The organism is Sphingomonas kaistensis, from assembly GCF_036884275.1.
Lineage (GTDB): Bacteria > Pseudomonadota > Alphaproteobacteria > Sphingomonadales > Sphingomonadaceae > Sphingomicrobium > Sphingomicrobium kaistense_A.
Genome location: NZ_CP145607.1, coordinates 1,487,399 through 1,500,899 on the forward strand (window position 1 = coordinate 1,487,399; position 13,501 = coordinate 1,500,899).

The 13,501-nt window shown below is 66.9% G+C and carries 14 protein-coding genes; 5 read left to right on the top strand and 9 right to left on the bottom strand.

Annotated elements, in window-relative coordinates:
* Positions 1-1,308: a serine hydroxymethyltransferase gene (gene glyA, locus V6R86_RS07370; RefSeq protein ID WP_338503304.1), complete on the bottom strand. Its 1,308-nt coding sequence runs from the start codon at positions 1,306-1,308 to the stop codon at positions 1-3.
* A gap of 3 nt (positions 1,309-1,311) precedes the next feature.
* The gene (gene rpiB / locus V6R86_RS07375) at positions 1,312-1,752 is read right to left on the bottom strand and encodes a ribose 5-phosphate isomerase B (RefSeq protein WP_338503305.1); all 441 of its coding nucleotides are present in this window, start codon (positions 1,750-1,752) and stop codon (positions 1,312-1,314) included.
* A gap of 231 nt (positions 1,753-1,983) precedes the next feature.
* Here rpiB and V6R86_RS07380 point away from each other — a divergent pair, with 231 nt between their 5' ends.
* Complete coding sequence (locus V6R86_RS07380; protein ID WP_338503306.1) at positions 1,984-2,418, top strand: DUF3429 domain-containing protein; 435 nt, start codon at positions 1,984-1,986, stop codon at positions 2,416-2,418.
* Between the two features lie 32 nt (positions 2,419-2,450).
* Positions 2,451-3,227: a hypothetical protein gene (locus V6R86_RS07385; protein ID WP_338503307.1), complete on the top strand. Its 777-nt coding sequence runs from the start codon at positions 2,451-2,453 to the stop codon at positions 3,225-3,227.
* Positions 3,228-3,239: 12 nt separating this feature from the next.
* Here the strand turns inward: V6R86_RS07385 and hemA are convergent, their stop codons facing one another.
* From hemA to V6R86_RS07400, 3 genes are all read right to left on the bottom strand, one after another.
* Positions 3,240-4,454, bottom strand: coding sequence for a 5-aminolevulinate synthase (hemA, locus tag V6R86_RS07390; RefSeq protein WP_338503308.1), 1,215 nt, complete (start codon positions 4,452-4,454; stop codon positions 3,240-3,242).
* A 71-nt stretch (positions 4,455-4,525) separates the two neighbouring features.
* Positions 4,526-5,305 carry a glutamate racemase gene (murI, locus tag V6R86_RS07395; RefSeq protein ID WP_338503309.1) on the bottom strand — a complete coding sequence of 260 codons (780 nt, stop codon included), beginning with the start codon at positions 5,303-5,305 and terminating at the stop codon, positions 4,526-4,528.
* 38 nt (positions 5,306-5,343) lie between these two features.
* Positions 5,344-6,078 (bottom strand): LuxR C-terminal-related transcriptional regulator, encoded by a 735-nt coding sequence (locus V6R86_RS07400; protein ID WP_338503310.1) that lies wholly within the window; start codon positions 6,076-6,078, stop codon positions 5,344-5,346.
* Between the two features lie 90 nt (positions 6,079-6,168).
* On the opposite strand from V6R86_RS07400, the gene plsY reads away from it, so the two are divergent.
* Together plsY and dprA are read left to right on the top strand one after the other, a co-directional pair.
* Positions 6,169-6,759, top strand: coding sequence for a glycerol-3-phosphate 1-O-acyltransferase PlsY (plsY, locus tag V6R86_RS07405; RefSeq protein ID WP_338503311.1), 591 nt, complete (start codon positions 6,169-6,171; stop codon positions 6,757-6,759).
* On the top strand, positions 6,756-7,844 hold the full coding sequence (gene dprA, locus V6R86_RS07410) for a DNA-processing protein DprA (protein ID WP_338503312.1): 1,089 nt from the start codon (positions 6,756-6,758) through the stop codon (positions 7,842-7,844). The genes plsY and dprA overlap by 4 nt, the downstream gene beginning before the upstream one ends.
* On the opposite strand, the gene V6R86_RS07415 is transcribed toward dprA, so the two are convergent.
* Complete coding sequence (locus tag V6R86_RS07415) at positions 7,828-8,313, bottom strand: hypothetical protein (RefSeq protein ID WP_338503313.1); 486 nt, start codon at positions 8,311-8,313, stop codon at positions 7,828-7,830. The genes dprA and V6R86_RS07415 overlap by 17 nt on opposite strands.
* Positions 8,314-8,432: 119 nt before the next feature.
* Between V6R86_RS07415 and topA the strand changes: the two genes are divergently transcribed.
* Entirely contained in the window at positions 8,433-10,919 is a 2,487-nt protein-coding gene (gene topA / locus V6R86_RS07420) for a type I DNA topoisomerase (RefSeq protein ID WP_338503314.1), read from the top strand.
* Here topA and V6R86_RS07425 read toward each other — a convergent pair.
* The 3 genes from V6R86_RS07425 to V6R86_RS07435 form a co-directional block, all read right to left on the bottom strand.
* Positions 10,891-11,655 carry a HesA/MoeB/ThiF family protein gene (locus tag V6R86_RS07425; protein ID WP_338503315.1) on the bottom strand — a complete coding sequence of 255 codons (765 nt, stop codon included), beginning with the start codon at positions 11,653-11,655 and terminating at the stop codon, positions 10,891-10,893. The two genes, topA and V6R86_RS07425, sit on opposite strands and share 29 nt — an antisense overlap.
* An 88-nt stretch (positions 11,656-11,743) precedes the next feature.
* Positions 11,744-12,181, bottom strand: a complete 438-nt coding sequence (dut, locus tag V6R86_RS07430; RefSeq protein WP_338503317.1) for a dUTP diphosphatase — start codon at positions 12,179-12,181, stop codon at positions 11,744-11,746.
* Positions 12,178-13,425: a bifunctional phosphopantothenoylcysteine decarboxylase/phosphopantothenate synthase gene (locus tag V6R86_RS07435; protein ID WP_338503319.1), complete on the bottom strand. Its 1,248-nt coding sequence runs from the start codon at positions 13,423-13,425 to the stop codon at positions 12,178-12,180. The genes dut and V6R86_RS07435 overlap by 4 nt, the downstream gene beginning before the upstream one ends.
* Positions 13,426-13,501 lie beyond the last annotated feature (76 nt).

Genomic DNA, 13,501 nt, shown 5'->3' on the forward strand with positions numbered 1-13,501 from the left:
TCAGTCCTGGTAGATCGGGAAGCGGGCGCACAGCGCCCGGACGCGCTCGTTCACTTGGCGCTCGACCGCGCCGTTGCCGTCGACGCCATTGGCCTTGAGGCCATCAAGCACGTCGGCGACCATGTCGGCAATCTCGCGGAATTCGGCCTCGCCGAAGCCGCGAGTGGTGCCGGCGGGCGAACCGACGCGGATGCCGCTGGTCTTGAGCGGGGGCAGTGGATCGAACGGGATGCCGTTCTTGTTGCAAGTAATACCGGCGCGCTCGAGGCTTTCGTCGGCGTCCTTGCCGGTGATGCCGAGCGGGCGGAGGTCGACCAGCGCGAGGTGCGTGTCGGTCCCGCCGGCGACGAGATCGGAACCGCGTTCCTTGAGGCGGCCGGCGAGAGCCTGGGCGTTGGCGATGACCGCGCGGGCGTATGTCTTGAAATCGGGCTGGAGCGCTTCGCCGAAGGCGACCGCCTTGGCGGCGATGACGTGCATCAGCGGACCGCCCTGAAGGCCGGGGAAGACCGCCGAGTTGATCTTCTTCGCGATCGCTTCGTCATCGGTCATCACCATGCCGCCGCGCGGGCCGCGCAGGGTCTTGTGGGTGGTGGTGGTGACGACATGCGCGTGACCAAAGGGCGAGGGGTGGGCTCCGGCGGCGACGAGGCCGGCGAAGTGGGCCATGTCGACCATCAGATAGGCACCGACCTTGTCGGCGATCGCGCGGAAGCGGGCGAAATCGAGGATGCGCGGGTAAGCTGAGCCGCCGGCGATGATGAGCTTCGGCTTATGCTCCAGCGCAAGGCGCTCGACGCCGTCGAAGTCGACCAGATGGTCCTCCTCACGCACGCCATATTGCACCGCGTTGAACCACTTGCCCGACTGCGCCGGGGGGGCGCCGTGGGTGAGGTGGCCGCCGGCAGCGAGACTCATGCCGAGGATGGTGTCTCCGGGCTGCAGCAGGGCGAGGAACACCGCGCCGTTGGCCTGCGCGCCCGAATGCGGCTGGACGTTGACGAAGCCGCAGCCGAACAATTGCTTGGCGCGGTCGATGGCGAGCTGCTCGACCGCGTCCGAGGGATGGCAGCCCTGATAATAACGGCGGCCGGGATAGCCTTCGGCATATTTGTTGGTGAAGACCGAGCCCTGCGCTTCGAGAACCGCGCGGCTGACGATGTTTTCCGACGCGATCAGCTCGATCTGGGTCTGCTCGCGCTTCAGTTCGTCGCCGACGGCGGCGGCGACCGCGGGGTCGGCCTCGGCAAGGGCGCGGGTGAAGAAGCCCTGCGGCTGGACGTCGTTCAGATTGGCGGCGGTGGCCATGGGTCAGTCTCCGGTTGGCGCGGAAAGGAGGTCGACGCGGGCGGCGTGGCGGCCCCCGGCGAAGGGGGTGTCGAGGAAGGCGCTGACGCAGGCCTTGGCAAGGTCGATGCCGGTCAGCCGGGCGCCAAGCGCAAGGACGTTGGCGTCGTTATGCTCGCGGGCGAGCGCGGCCGACAGCGGCTCGTTGACCAGCGCGCAGCGGCAGGCGGGATTGCGATTGACCGCGATCGAGATGCCGATGCCCGAGCCGCAGATCGCGATGCCGCGCTCCGCCTTGCCGGCGGCGATCGCCTCGCCCAGCAGCTTGCCGAAGCGCGGATAATCGACGCTTTCCGGGCCGTTGGTACCGAGATCGAGAACGTAGTTTCCAGCCTCGCGCAGCCAGTCGCGAAGCTGGTCCTTGAGGCCGACACCGGCATGGTCCGAGGCGAGCGCGATGATCACCGGGCGCCCCTAGCAAGCCGGGCGAGGAGATGCCATCGGGCTTGGGAGTGGAACGGGCGGACAGGCGAAAAAGACATAGGGTCCACTTCGTCCACTTCGCCCCAATTTGGGTCACTCTCGCTGGGTGCTGCAGGGGTGAAGAGGGGCGAGGAAAGCATTGCCCGGCCCTAGCAAAAGGTTGGTCCGTAGGACAGGCTGGCCTTCGCTTCCGTGGCATTGCATGAATGGGCGATGCGCGTTCCCTTGTCAGCCCTGTTGCTCGGCCTTGCCGGGCTGATCCCGCCGATCGGACTGACCGCGGGGGCCCTGCTCGACCTCGGACTGTTTGCGCCTTCGATGCCCGGCTTTGTCCTGACCTATGCCGCGATCATCCTGAGCTTCCTTGGGGGCACGTGGTGGGGGTTCGTCAGCAGAGCTGAACGGCCGAGTGCGTTTTTGCTTGCCGTGTCGGTGCTGCCGGCGCTGGCGGGCTGGGCGGCGATCTTCTCCTTCCAGCCGCCGGCGGCGCTGTTCGCTCTGGCCGGGGCGCTGATCGCGGTCCTGGCGGTCGACTGGCTGCTAGTGCGGCGACGGCTCGCTCCGCGCTGGTGGATGCAACTGCGAATACCGCTAAGCGTCGGCCTCGCGTTGTGCTGTGGTCTGAGCGGGTGGGCGCTGATACGCTGACGCGCAGGCGGGACTGACAAGGGTGGGTATTGGTGGGTAAGCGATCGGGCGAGGTTGTCGTTCTTCTGACTGCAACGGTGTCGCCGAGTAGCACGATGCCCGGCTCGGCGAATAACGATGCCGCGATTCGACGCGATGAGTATCTAAAGGCCCTGTCCCACTATCTCGCCCAGCCAGACGACATCATTCAGTCGGTCGTGATCCTCGAGAATTCGGGCGCGTCCGCTGAGCCGTTTCGAGCGCTTTACGAGAACAGCGGATCGGCCAAATCCTTCGCATTCATCAATACGACGGCCGATTATGACCACACGCGGGGCAAGGGCTTCGGCGAATTCCTGATGATCGATGCCGGGATGAAGCAACTCGTCGAGGGCGGTCGGTTCTCGACAGAAGCAAAATTCTGGAAGGTGACCGGGCGCCATCACGTGCTCAACATCTCGGACATGATCCGCACCGCGCCCGAGACATATGATCTCTATTGCGATCTTCGCAACGTGCCCCTGATCGGCGAGCGACTGGGCGGCAATCGCTGGATGGATCTGCGCGTCCTGTCATTCAGTATTGCAGGATACCGGCACTTTTTCGAAGGGCGCTATGATGGCGGATTTACGCTCGAAAAGCCGTTTTTCGAACGCGCTTATGCGGCATGGCGGCAGGATCCGAAAGGCATTGTCCCACGCTTCCGCATTCAGCCGGTGCTGAGGGGCACCAACGGCCGGACCGGGGAAAGTTATTCGAGCCCGTCCTACCTGCGCAAGGAGCGTCTACGCGCCCTCATGCGTCGCCTAGCACCCCGGCTCTGGCTGTAGCGCGACCGGCGGCTAGGCCGCCTGCCGCATCTCCAGCCGGTCCCAGATTTCGGCGAGCGCGCCGGTCAGCTCGTCCTGCATTTCCGCCGTGTGGGTCGGACCGGGGGTAAAGCGCAGGCGCTCAGTGCCGCGGGGGACGGTCGGGTAATTGATCGGCTGGACGTAGAAACCGTATTCGGCGAGCAGGATGTCGCTGATCCGCTTGGCCTTGACCGGGCAGCCGACTAGCAGCGGCACGATGTGGGTGACGCTTTCCATCACCGGCAGGCCAGCGTCAGCAAACTTGCGCTTGAGCATCGCGGCGGCGGCCTGCTGGCCGGCGCGTTCTTCGGCGGAGGCCTTGAGGTGACGCACGCTGGCGAGCGCGCCGGCGACCAGCACCGGCGATAGCGACGTGGTAAAGATAAAGCCCGGCGCGTAGCTGCGGATGCAGTCGACGATGTTCTGGTCGGCCGCGATATAGCCGCCCATCACGCCGAAGGCCTTGCCGAGTGTGCCTTCGATGATGGTCACCCGGTCGGCGACCGCATCGCGTTCCGAAATGCCTCCACCGCGCGCGCCGTACATGCCTACGGCGTGCACTTCGTCGAGATAGGTCAGTGCGCCAAACCGGTCGGCAAGATCGCAGATGGCGGCGATGGGGGCGACGTCGCCGTCCATCGAATAAACGCTCTCAAACGCGATCAGCTTGGGCCGGTCCGGGTCTTCAGCCTCAAGCAATTCCTCGAGATGGGCGAGGTCGTTGTGGCGGAAGATCTTCTTCTCGCAGCCTGAATTCTTGATGCCAGCGATCATGCTCGCGTGATTGAGCTCGTCGGAGAAGATGATGCAGTTGGGGAGCAGCTTGCCGAGCGTCGACAGCGCGGCTTCGTTCGACACATAGCCCGAGGTGAACAGCAGCGCGGCCTGCTTGCCGTGAAGGTCGGCGAGCTCGGCCTCGAGAGCGACATGGTAATGCGTGTTGCCGCCGATGTTGCGGGTGCCGCCCGAGCCGGCGCCGACGTCGTGCAGCGCTTCTTCCATCGCGGCGACTACCGACGGGTGCTGGCCCATGCCGAGATAATCGTTCGAGCACCACACGGTGATCGGCTTGGGACCGTTGTGGCCCGCGAAGCAGCGCGCATTGGGGTACGACCCCTTGTTGCGCAGGATATCGATAAAGACGCGGTAGCGCCCTTCATCGTGCAGCCGATCGATCGCTGCCTGAAAGATGGATTGGTAATCCAAAGTGTCCCTCGTGCTCGCGCGAGCCAATACAAAGACTTTGGGCACAAGGCCAATGCAAACGACTCGCAAAGTCAGACGTGCCGAATGTCACCCAGATTGAAGCGGGCGAGCGCCGCCGCCAATTGGACATTCGGTCCACCCCCCGTGAAGACCGCGATGCCGGGGGTTGGCTGAACCGGCCATGATTGCCCGGCGGTCAGAGAGGCGATGCGCCGCGCGATGCCAGGGCCGCCGTCGACTTGCGCGACGCCTGGAAGCGCCTTGCCAAGCTCTTCGGCCAGCAGCGGGAAGTGCGTGCAGGCGAGCACCACCACATCCATGTCCTGACCGGTCAGCGGCGCGACAGCGTCGGCGACGGCGGCCGGATCGATCGCCTCGCCCGCCAGCTTGGCTTCGGCGAGTTGGACGAGGTCGGCCGAGCCATGGCGAAGGACCGTGCAGTCGGCGGCGAAGCGGGCGGCGAGGTCGTCGACATAGGGCTGGCGAACGGTGGCCTCGGTGCCGAGCACGCCGATGACGCGGGTCCGGCTTTGCTCGGCCGCAGGCTTGATCGCGGGAACGGTGCCGACCACCGGAATGTCGAGGGCGGCGCGGACGAAGGGCAGGGCGATGGTCGAGGCCGTGTTGCAGGCGATCACCGCCAGGCGGGGGCGGAAGCGTTCGGTCAGGCGGCCCAGCAACGCGGGGACACGCGCCGCGATCTCGGCTTCCGAACGGGTGCCATAGGGAAAGGCGGCGCTGTCGGCGACGTAGACGATCGGCGCGGTCGGCAGCAGGGCGCGGGTGGGTTCGAGGACACTGAGGCCCCCGACACCGGAATCGAAAAAGAGAAGGGGAGCGGCGGCATCCACGGCCTGCCGCGATTGGCCGCTCCCCGTCGTCAGGTCAATTAGCGCGCGGAGGTCTGGCTTCGGGTCATCGCGGTCATGCCCGTCAGGAATTCGTCACGGGTCACCCGGCCGTCCCTGTCGGCATCCAAGCCTTTCAGGCCGTTATTGCCCTCGGGGTTCGAGGCGGCATTGGCGGCATTCATGCGCAGCACGCGAAACTTGGCCCCGCTCAATTCGGCGCCGGCAAGCACGCCGTCGTTATCGCGATCAAGAGCCGCGAAGGCTTTACGTAAGGCGCTATCGAGTTCGACCTTCTGGTTGGGCGAGCGATTAACCGTGATGACGCGAGGCGCGGCCGAAGCAGCTTGCGGGGCGGTTCCGGAAACCTGCGACCCGGACAGCAGCAAGGCGGACAGAGCGAGTATCGACATACACAAAACTCCCATCGCGATCCGGGCAGGATTGCGCCGCGAGACAGTCGCGGCAACCGGATCGACCGCACCGACCTGAGCCTCCGGTTCGCTTTGTGCCAGCTCCGACGATTGGGATACGGCCTGCCCGTACCCTTCCGCCGCCGCGAGCATCCGGGCGGCCTCCAGCGTCGAGCTGACGCCGAGTTTGGCCCGCGCCGACTTCAAGCGTTTCTCGACCGCGTGGTGCGTGATGCCGAGGTCGAGCGCGATTTCCTTGGCGGTGGCATGGGCGAGCCAGCGGTCGAGGCATTCGCGTTCCTTGGGCGTCAGCCGCGCAACGGAGGTCGCGCGCTCGTCGGTCGTCGTTCGCTGAAGCATCATGGGGTTCGATCTAGCCGGGCGGCGGGGCGCGGCAAACTGCGGTCGGCTTGTACCTTGCTCTCGCGCTTGGCGGTGTTAGGCTTTGGCGCAATGTCCTCGTCCCTGCTTCTCGCCCTCGCGCTCGGCTATCTGCTGGGTTCCATTCCGTTCGGACTGATCCTGACGCGATTGTTCGGCAAGGGCGACATCCGCGCCATCGGCAGCGGCAATATCGGTGCCACCAATGTACTTCGGACGGGATCCAAGGGGCTGGCGGCGGCGACTCTGATTCTCGATGCGCTTAAGGGCACGGCGGCGGTCTTGCTGGCTGAGTATCTATGGCCCGGAGCCGGACGGATCGCCGGCGGGGCGGCGCTGGTCGGGCATCTTTATCCCGTCTGGCTACGGTTCAAGGGCGGCAAAGGCGTCGCAACCCTGCTCGGCATCCTGATCGGCCTCGCCTGGCCGATTGCCGCTATCTACGCCGCAGTGTGGATCGGACTGCTGCTGATGCTTCGGATCAGTTCGGTCGCGGGGATGAGCGCGGCGGTGAGCGCGCCGATCGCGGCGGCGTTGATGGGACGGCCCGAGCTCACGACCATGCTGGCGGCCTTCGCCGTGCTGGTCGTGTGGCAGCACCGCGCCAATCTCGTCCGACTGCGCGCCGGGACCGAGCCGCGGGTGGGACGGTCCAAGGCTTGAACCCGCCCGATCTTCTCGCGCGGATCCGGCTGATCCGCAGCCAGAGCATTGGGCCCATCACGTTCCGGCAATTGCTGGCGCGGTTCGGAAGCGCCGAGGCGGCCTTGAACGCCGTGCCCGACCTTGCGACGCGCGGCGGCGGGCGCCGGCCAGCATTGTGCACCGAAGAACAGGCGGCACGGGAGATGGCGCAGGTGGAAGCGCTCGGCGGGCGCTATCTCAGCTTCGGCCAGGGATTGTATCCGCCGCTGCTGGCCGAGAGCGACAATGCGCCGCCCTTGCTGACTGCGATCGGCGACCTGTCGCTGCTCGAGCGGCCGAGCGTGGCGGTCGTCGGTGCCCGCAATGCCAGCGCTGCCGCCTGCCGCTTCGCACGGGGTCTGGCGCACGATCTCGGGCGAGAGGGCGTGGTGGTGGTGTCGGGGCTTGCGCGGGGCATCGATGCGGCGGCGCACGAAGGCGGGTTGGCGACAGGCACCATCGGCGTGATCGCCGGCGGGCTCGACATCTTCTACCCGCCCGAGAACGAGCGGCTGCAGCGCGAGATGGCGAGCCAAGGGCTGGTGCTGGCAGAAATGCCGCCCGGCACCGAGCCGAGAGCCCGCCACTTCCCCTATCGCAACCGCATCATCGCCGGCCTGTGCCCCGCGACCCTGGTGGTGGAAGCGGCGCCACGCTCGGGCTCGCTCATCACCGCGCGGCTGGCGGGCGAGCTGGGACGCGAGGTGCTGGCGGTGCCGGGCAGTCCGCTCGATCCACGCGCACAAGGCTGCAACGGCCTGATCCGCGAAGGCGCGACTCTGGTGCAGAATGCGGCCGAGGTGCTGGAGGCGATCCGCCCAGGGCTGGGCGGCGTACGATCGGGGCGGGACCTTTTCAGCTATTCACCTGCCCTTCCTGTCGAGCCGGACGAGTCCGAGCGGTCGCGAATCGAAGAGCTACTTGGACCGTCGCCGGTTCCCGTGGACGAGATCGTCCGGCTGTCGGGGATGGAGCCCGGCGCGGTGCAACTTGTTCTCCTGGAGCTTGACCTTGCCGGGCGTCTCGACCGTCATGCTGGGGGCAAGGTCAGCCTGCAGGCGTAAGCTTGATCCCCTTGAGGTAAGCTTCACCCCAAGCAAGGTCCGCCGCGGTCGGAACCCTTCGCCAAGCGACCTGAAAGACGTGCAGCGTACCTTCGTCGGCGATCGCTCGGGCCAACATCGTTTCCGGCAATCCGGTTTGCGGATTTTTCGGGCAATCCGCCCGTACCGTGCTGAAGTCGCCATCGCGGCCAACTTCCGTAGCAGTGCCGCCGACGCATGTGGTCATGTAGTTGGTCGCGAGACTTCCCATCATTCGGTCGGGTGAGAGCCGATAGGCGATGTTCTCGAACTTCTGAGTGGTGACCATTCGGGTCCACTTCTGGACGGTCTCACCAGTTGGAACCTCCTCCAAAAGCGAACCGCCGCCTAGTTCGGCCTTGTACCCGACGATGAAGCCGGGAAGAGCAGGCCGCGAAGCCTGCAAAGGTGGAGCCGGAGCGATCAGCAGTGCGACAACAGACAGAAACACGTTACTCCCCTCGAAAGCGTCGCCTCTTGTCATTTCGTCCTCGCGAATTGGCAAGTGACTTGACGCCCTTGCTACCGGCTCTCCACCCTCGTGCGTATACGTGAGGGAGTTTGGGTTCAGTGAAGCTTGTCGTCGTCGAATCTCCGGCCAAGGCCAAGACCATTGAGAAATATCTTGGGCCCGGTCACAAGGTGCTGGCGAGCTACGGCCATGTCCGTGACCTGCCGCCCAAGGACGGGTCGGTGAACCCGGACGAGGATTTCGCGATGGACTGGGAGGTCTATGGCGACAAGGCCAAGCAGGTGAAGGCGATCGCCGATGCCGCCAAGGCATCCGACTCGCTGATCCTCGCGACCGACCCTGACCGCGAAGGCGAGGCGATCAGCTGGCACGTTCGGGAGCTGTTGGCCAAGAAGAAGGCGCTGCCCAAGGACGTCCGGCGGGTGACCTTCAACGCGATCACCAAGTCGGCGGTGCTGGAGGCGATGGCGGCGCCGCGCGAGCTCGACCACGACCTGATCGACGCCTACCGGGCGCGCCGGGCGCTGGATTATCTGGTCGGCTTCACCCTCTCGCCGATCCTGTGGCGCAAGCTGCCGGGGGCCAAGAGTGCGGGCCGGGTGCAATCGGTGGCGCTGCGCCTGATCGTCGACCGCGAGGCCGAGATCGAGCGCTTCACCGCGCAGGAATATTGGACCGTGTCGGCGCGCTTCGCGGCGACGGGACAGGAGTTCACCGCGCGGCTGGTCGAGCTCGATGGCAAGAAGCTCGACAAGCTGACGCTTGGCGACAAGGGCTCGGCGACCGAGGCCAAGAAGGCGGTCGAGGCGGGGCACTTCGCGGTGGCGAGCGTCGAAACCAAGCCGTTCACCCGCAATCCGCCGCCGCCCTTCACCACCTCGACCCTGCAGCAGGAAGCGGCGCGGAAGCTTGGCTTTTCGGCCAGTCACACGATGCGGGTGGCGCAGCAGCTCTACGAGGACGGCCTCATCACCTACATGCGGACCGACGGGGTGCAGATGGCGGGCGAGGCGATCAGCGCGGCGCGCAAGGCCGTGTCCGATCGGTTCGGGTCGCAGCACCTGCCCGACAAGCCGCGGGTCTACACCTCCAAGGCGAAGAACGCGCAGGAGGCGCACGAGGCGATCCGGCCGACCGACTTCTCGAAGGAGAGGGCTGCGAGCGGCGACCACCAGCGGCTCTACGAACTGGTGCTCAACCGCGCGCTGGCGAGCCAGATGGCGGCGGCGCGGCTGGAACGGACCACGGTCGAATTGGCTAGCGACCGAGCCCGCCTGCGCGCGACGGGGCAGGTGACGCTCTTCCCCGGCTTTCTCGCGCTGTACGAAGAGGGCCGCGATGAAAAGGCCGAGGACGAGGATGGCGCCAAGATGCCGCACCTCGCCAAGGGCGACCGGCCGGAGAAGCTTGGCGTCGATGCGGTGCAGAGCTTCACCCAGCCGCCGCCGCGCTATTCCGAAGCGAGCCTGGTCAAGCGACTGGAGGAGCTCGGCATCGGCCGGCCGTCGACCTATGCCGCGACGCTACAGACGCTGAAGGATCGCGAATACGTCCGGGTAGAGAAGAACCGCTTCATTCCCGAGGAGAGCGGGCGGCTGGTGACGGCGTTCCTAGAGCGCTTCTTCGAGAAATACGTCAGCTACGATTACACCGCCGAGCTCGAGGAAGAGCTGGACGACGTGTCGGGCGGGCGGATGGCCTGGCTCAAGCTGCTCGAGGAGTTCTGGCGCGACTTCAAGCCCAAGGCGGGCGAGGTGATGGAGCAGAAGCCGTCGGAAGTGACCGCGGCGCTCGACGAATTTCTGTCGCCGTGGCTGTTCCCCGACAAAGGCGACGGTTCGGACCCGCGGCTGTGCCCGGCGTGCGGCAACGGGCGGCTGGCGCTGCGCGGGGGCAAGTTCGGCGCGTTCGTGGCTTGCTCCAATTATCCGGAATGCAAGTTCACCCGGAAGTTCGGGCAGGGCGGCGATGCGGCAGCGACCACCAGCGAGCCGGCTGACCTCGGCGAAGGCATCATGCTCAAGACCGGGCGGTTCGGGCCGTATGTCGAGCAGGGCGAGAAGCGAGCGTCGATCCCGAAGGACGTACAGATCGATCTCGGCTGGGCAAAGCAGCTCTTGAGCCTGCCGCGCGAGATCGGAGCGCATCCGGAGACGGGTGAGATGATCACGGCGTCGATCGGGCGTTATGGGCCGTATCTGCAGCATCAGGGCAAATATGCCCGGCTGACCAGCACCGCCGAGGTGTTCGAGACGGGCATGAACGCGGCGGTCGCCAAGCTGGCCGATGCGGCGAATGGCGGGGGTCGGGGGCGCGGGGCCGCTCGGGAGCCGTTGGCGGTGCTGGGGGCTCACCCCGAGAGCGCCAAGGAGCTGAAGGTGATGGAAGGGCGGTTCGGGCCTTATGTCACCGACGGGACCACCCATGCGACCTTGCCCAAGTCGGCCGATCCCAAGGCGGTGACGCTGGACGAGGCGGTGGCGTTGATCGATGCCAAGGCGGCGAAGGGGCCGGCCAAGGGCAAGAAGAAAGCCCCGGCCAAGAAGAAGGCGGCTCCTAAGAAAGCGGCGGCGAAGAAGGCGTAGCGCCGCAGGCCCGGCAGCCCGGATCCGCGGTGATGCGGATCGGGCGCTGGGTGGCGGCGAGGCCGTCGATCAGGTGAACGGTGCCCGCCTTCACCTCGCCCGCCTGGGCCAGGAAGCGCAAAGCGAGGAGGGCGGCGAGGTTGCCGGCGAGGCCGGTCAGCGCGCCGGTGACCCCAAGCTCGGCGCAATTGTCGCAATCGTCGGCGTCGAAGGCATCGCCGACGAAGCAGCGGTAGCAGGGGCGGCCGGTGAACAGGCCGACCTGGCCCTGCCACTGCGCGGCGGCGGCGCTGAGGAGCGGCAGGCAGGCGGCGACGCAGGCATCGCTGACCGCGAGGCGAGTGGCGAAATTGTCGGTGCCGTCGATGACGAGGTCGTGGCCGGAGAGCAGGGCGGCGGCGTTGGCGCTGGTGATCGCCTGTTCGACCCCGGCGACTTCCACGAAGGGGTTGAGACGACGGACGAACTGGGCGGCAAGCGCGGCCTTGGGCTCGCCCGCGTCGCGCGAGCGGTAGATCGGCTGGCGGTGAAGGTTGGACAGGTCCGCCGTGTCGGGATCGATGATGGTGACGCGGCCGACGCCCGCGCCTGCCAGCGCCGGAATGACCGCTGCGCCGATCCCGCCGGCTCCGACCACCGCGACACGCGCGGCCTTGAGGCGCTGCTGGCCCGGCCCGCCGAGGTGGGGGAGGACGATCTGGCGGGCGTAGCGGGTGAGTTCTTCGTCGGAGAGCATCAGCGCGTCGCCCCGGCGGAGGCCGGGGCCTCCGTGAAAAAGGCGTGGGTCGCCTGAGGTCCCGGCCTGCGCCGGGACGACGTGGTGTTCACCGCCCGGTGCTCCCGAAACCACCTTCGCCGCGGACCGTCTCGTCGAGCTCGGCAACCTCGTCCCACTGCGCCTGGGTCACGGCGGCGGGGACGAGTTGGGCGATGCGCTCGCCGCGGCGGACGGGGAAGGGCTCGGTCCCGTGGTTGATCATGATGACCTTGAGTTCACCGCGATAGTCGGCGTCGATGGTGCCGGGCGTGTTGGGGACCGTGATGCCGTGTTTCAGTGCAAGGCCCGAGCGGGGGCGGACCTGAACCTCATAGCCTTCGGGGATGGCAATGCGCAGGCCGGTGGCGACCGCGTGGCGCTGGCCGGGTTGAAGGTCGAGGTCTTCGGCCGAGACGACATCCATGCCGGCGGCGTGGGCGGTGGCGTAGGTGGGGAGCGGCAGGCCTTCCCCGTGGGGAAGGCGGGTAATCTGGATGCGGATCATGCGAGGTCCTGGGCGATGCGGGCGAGGAGGGTGCGGGCGAGGACTTCTTTGGAGCCTGCGCCCAGATCCTCGGTGCCGTCAGCGGTGAGGAGATGGAGGTGATTGGAGGCGCCGCCCATGACGTCGCCGGAAACGTCGTTGGCGACGATCCAGTCGGCGTTCTTGGCGGTGCGCTTGGACGCGGCGTTGGAGAGGAGGTTGTCGGTTTCGGCCGCGAAGCCGATCAGCAGGCGCGGGCGGTCGGGATGGGTGCCGAGTGTCGCCAGAATGTCTGGATTGGGCGCGAAGCGGAGCTGGGGCGGACCGGCAGATTTCTTGAGCTTGGACGGGCTTGCCTCGACTTTCCAGTCGGCGACGGCGGCGACGAGAATGGCGACGTCGGCGGGGAGCGCGCTTTCCACCGCGGCGAGCATCTGGTCGGCGGTCTCGACGTCGATGCGGGCGACGCCGGGCGGGGTGGGCAGGGCGACCGGGCCGGCGACGAGGGTGACGCGCGCGCCGAGGGCGGCGGCGGCGGCGGCGATGGCGAAGCCTTGGCGGCCCGACGAGCGGTTGGCGATGACGCGGACGGGGTCGATCGGTTCGTGGGTGGGGCCGGCGGTGACGAGGATGTGCTTGCCGGTGAGGTCTTTTCCAACCGTCATCCCGGGCTCGACCCGGGATCCCGCTTCTTCCTTTTGCTCCTCAGGCGAGAAGCGGGACCCCGGATCAAGTCCGGGGTGTCGAAAGAGGTGGGAGAGGATGTCGGCCGGTTCGGGCAGGCGGCCGGGGCCGTATTCACCGCAGGCCATCGCGCCTTCGGTGGGATCGATCACGGTGACGCCTCGTGCGCGCAAAGTCGCGACATTGGCCTGCGTCGCCTCGTGCAGCCACATGCGGACGTTCATCGCCGGCGCGGCGAAGACCGGCTTGTCGGTAGCGAGCAGCAAGGTGGTGGCGAGGTCGTCGGCGATGCCTGCGGCCATCTTGGCAAGAAGGTCGGCGGTGGCGGGGCAGACGAGGACGAGGTCGGCGGCGCGACTGAGCTGGATGTGGCCCATCTCCGTCTCGTCCTTCAAATCCCACAGCGAGGTGTAGACCGGGCTTTCGGCGAGCGCGGCGAGGGTCATGGGCGTGACGAAATGCGCGCCGCCGGCAGTCAGGACGGGAGTCACCTCATGCCCGTGGCGGCGTGCGAGGCGGATCAGTTCGGCAGCCTTGAACGCCGCAATGCCGCCGCCGACGATGAGCAGGATTTTCGCCATCAATTCAAAACCCGAAGATGAACAAGGTCACAAAGGTCACCGGTGGCGGGGGTATGTGTGACGTTGCGGAAAAGCG

Bases quoted from the DNA above. Each gene is read 5' to 3' on its own strand.
- V6R86_RS07380 (WP_338503306.1), top strand. From the start codon at position 1,984: ATGCGCGTTCCCTTGTCAGCCCTGTTGCTCGGCCTTGCCGGGCTGATC.
- V6R86_RS07435 (WP_338503319.1), bottom strand. From the start codon at position 13,425: ATGGCGAAAATCCTGCTCATCGTCGGCGGCGGCATTGCGGCGTTCAAG.
- plsY (WP_338503311.1), top strand. From the start codon at position 6,169: ATGTCCTCGTCCCTGCTTCTCGCCCTCGCGCTCGGCTATCTGCTGGGT.
- V6R86_RS07400 (WP_338503310.1), bottom strand. From the start codon at position 6,078: ATGATGCTTCAGCGAACGACGACCGACGAGCGCGCGACCTCCGTTGCG.
- dut (WP_338503317.1), bottom strand. From the start codon at position 12,181: ATGATCCGCATCCAGATTACCCGCCTTCCCCACGGGGAAGGCCTGCCG.
- V6R86_RS07425 (WP_338503315.1), bottom strand. From the start codon at position 11,655: ATGCTCTCCGACGAAGAACTCACCCGCTACGCCCGCCAGATCGTCCTC.
- glyA (WP_338503304.1), bottom strand. From the start codon at position 1,308: ATGGCCACCGCCGCCAATCTGAACGACGTCCAGCCGCAGGGCTTCTTC.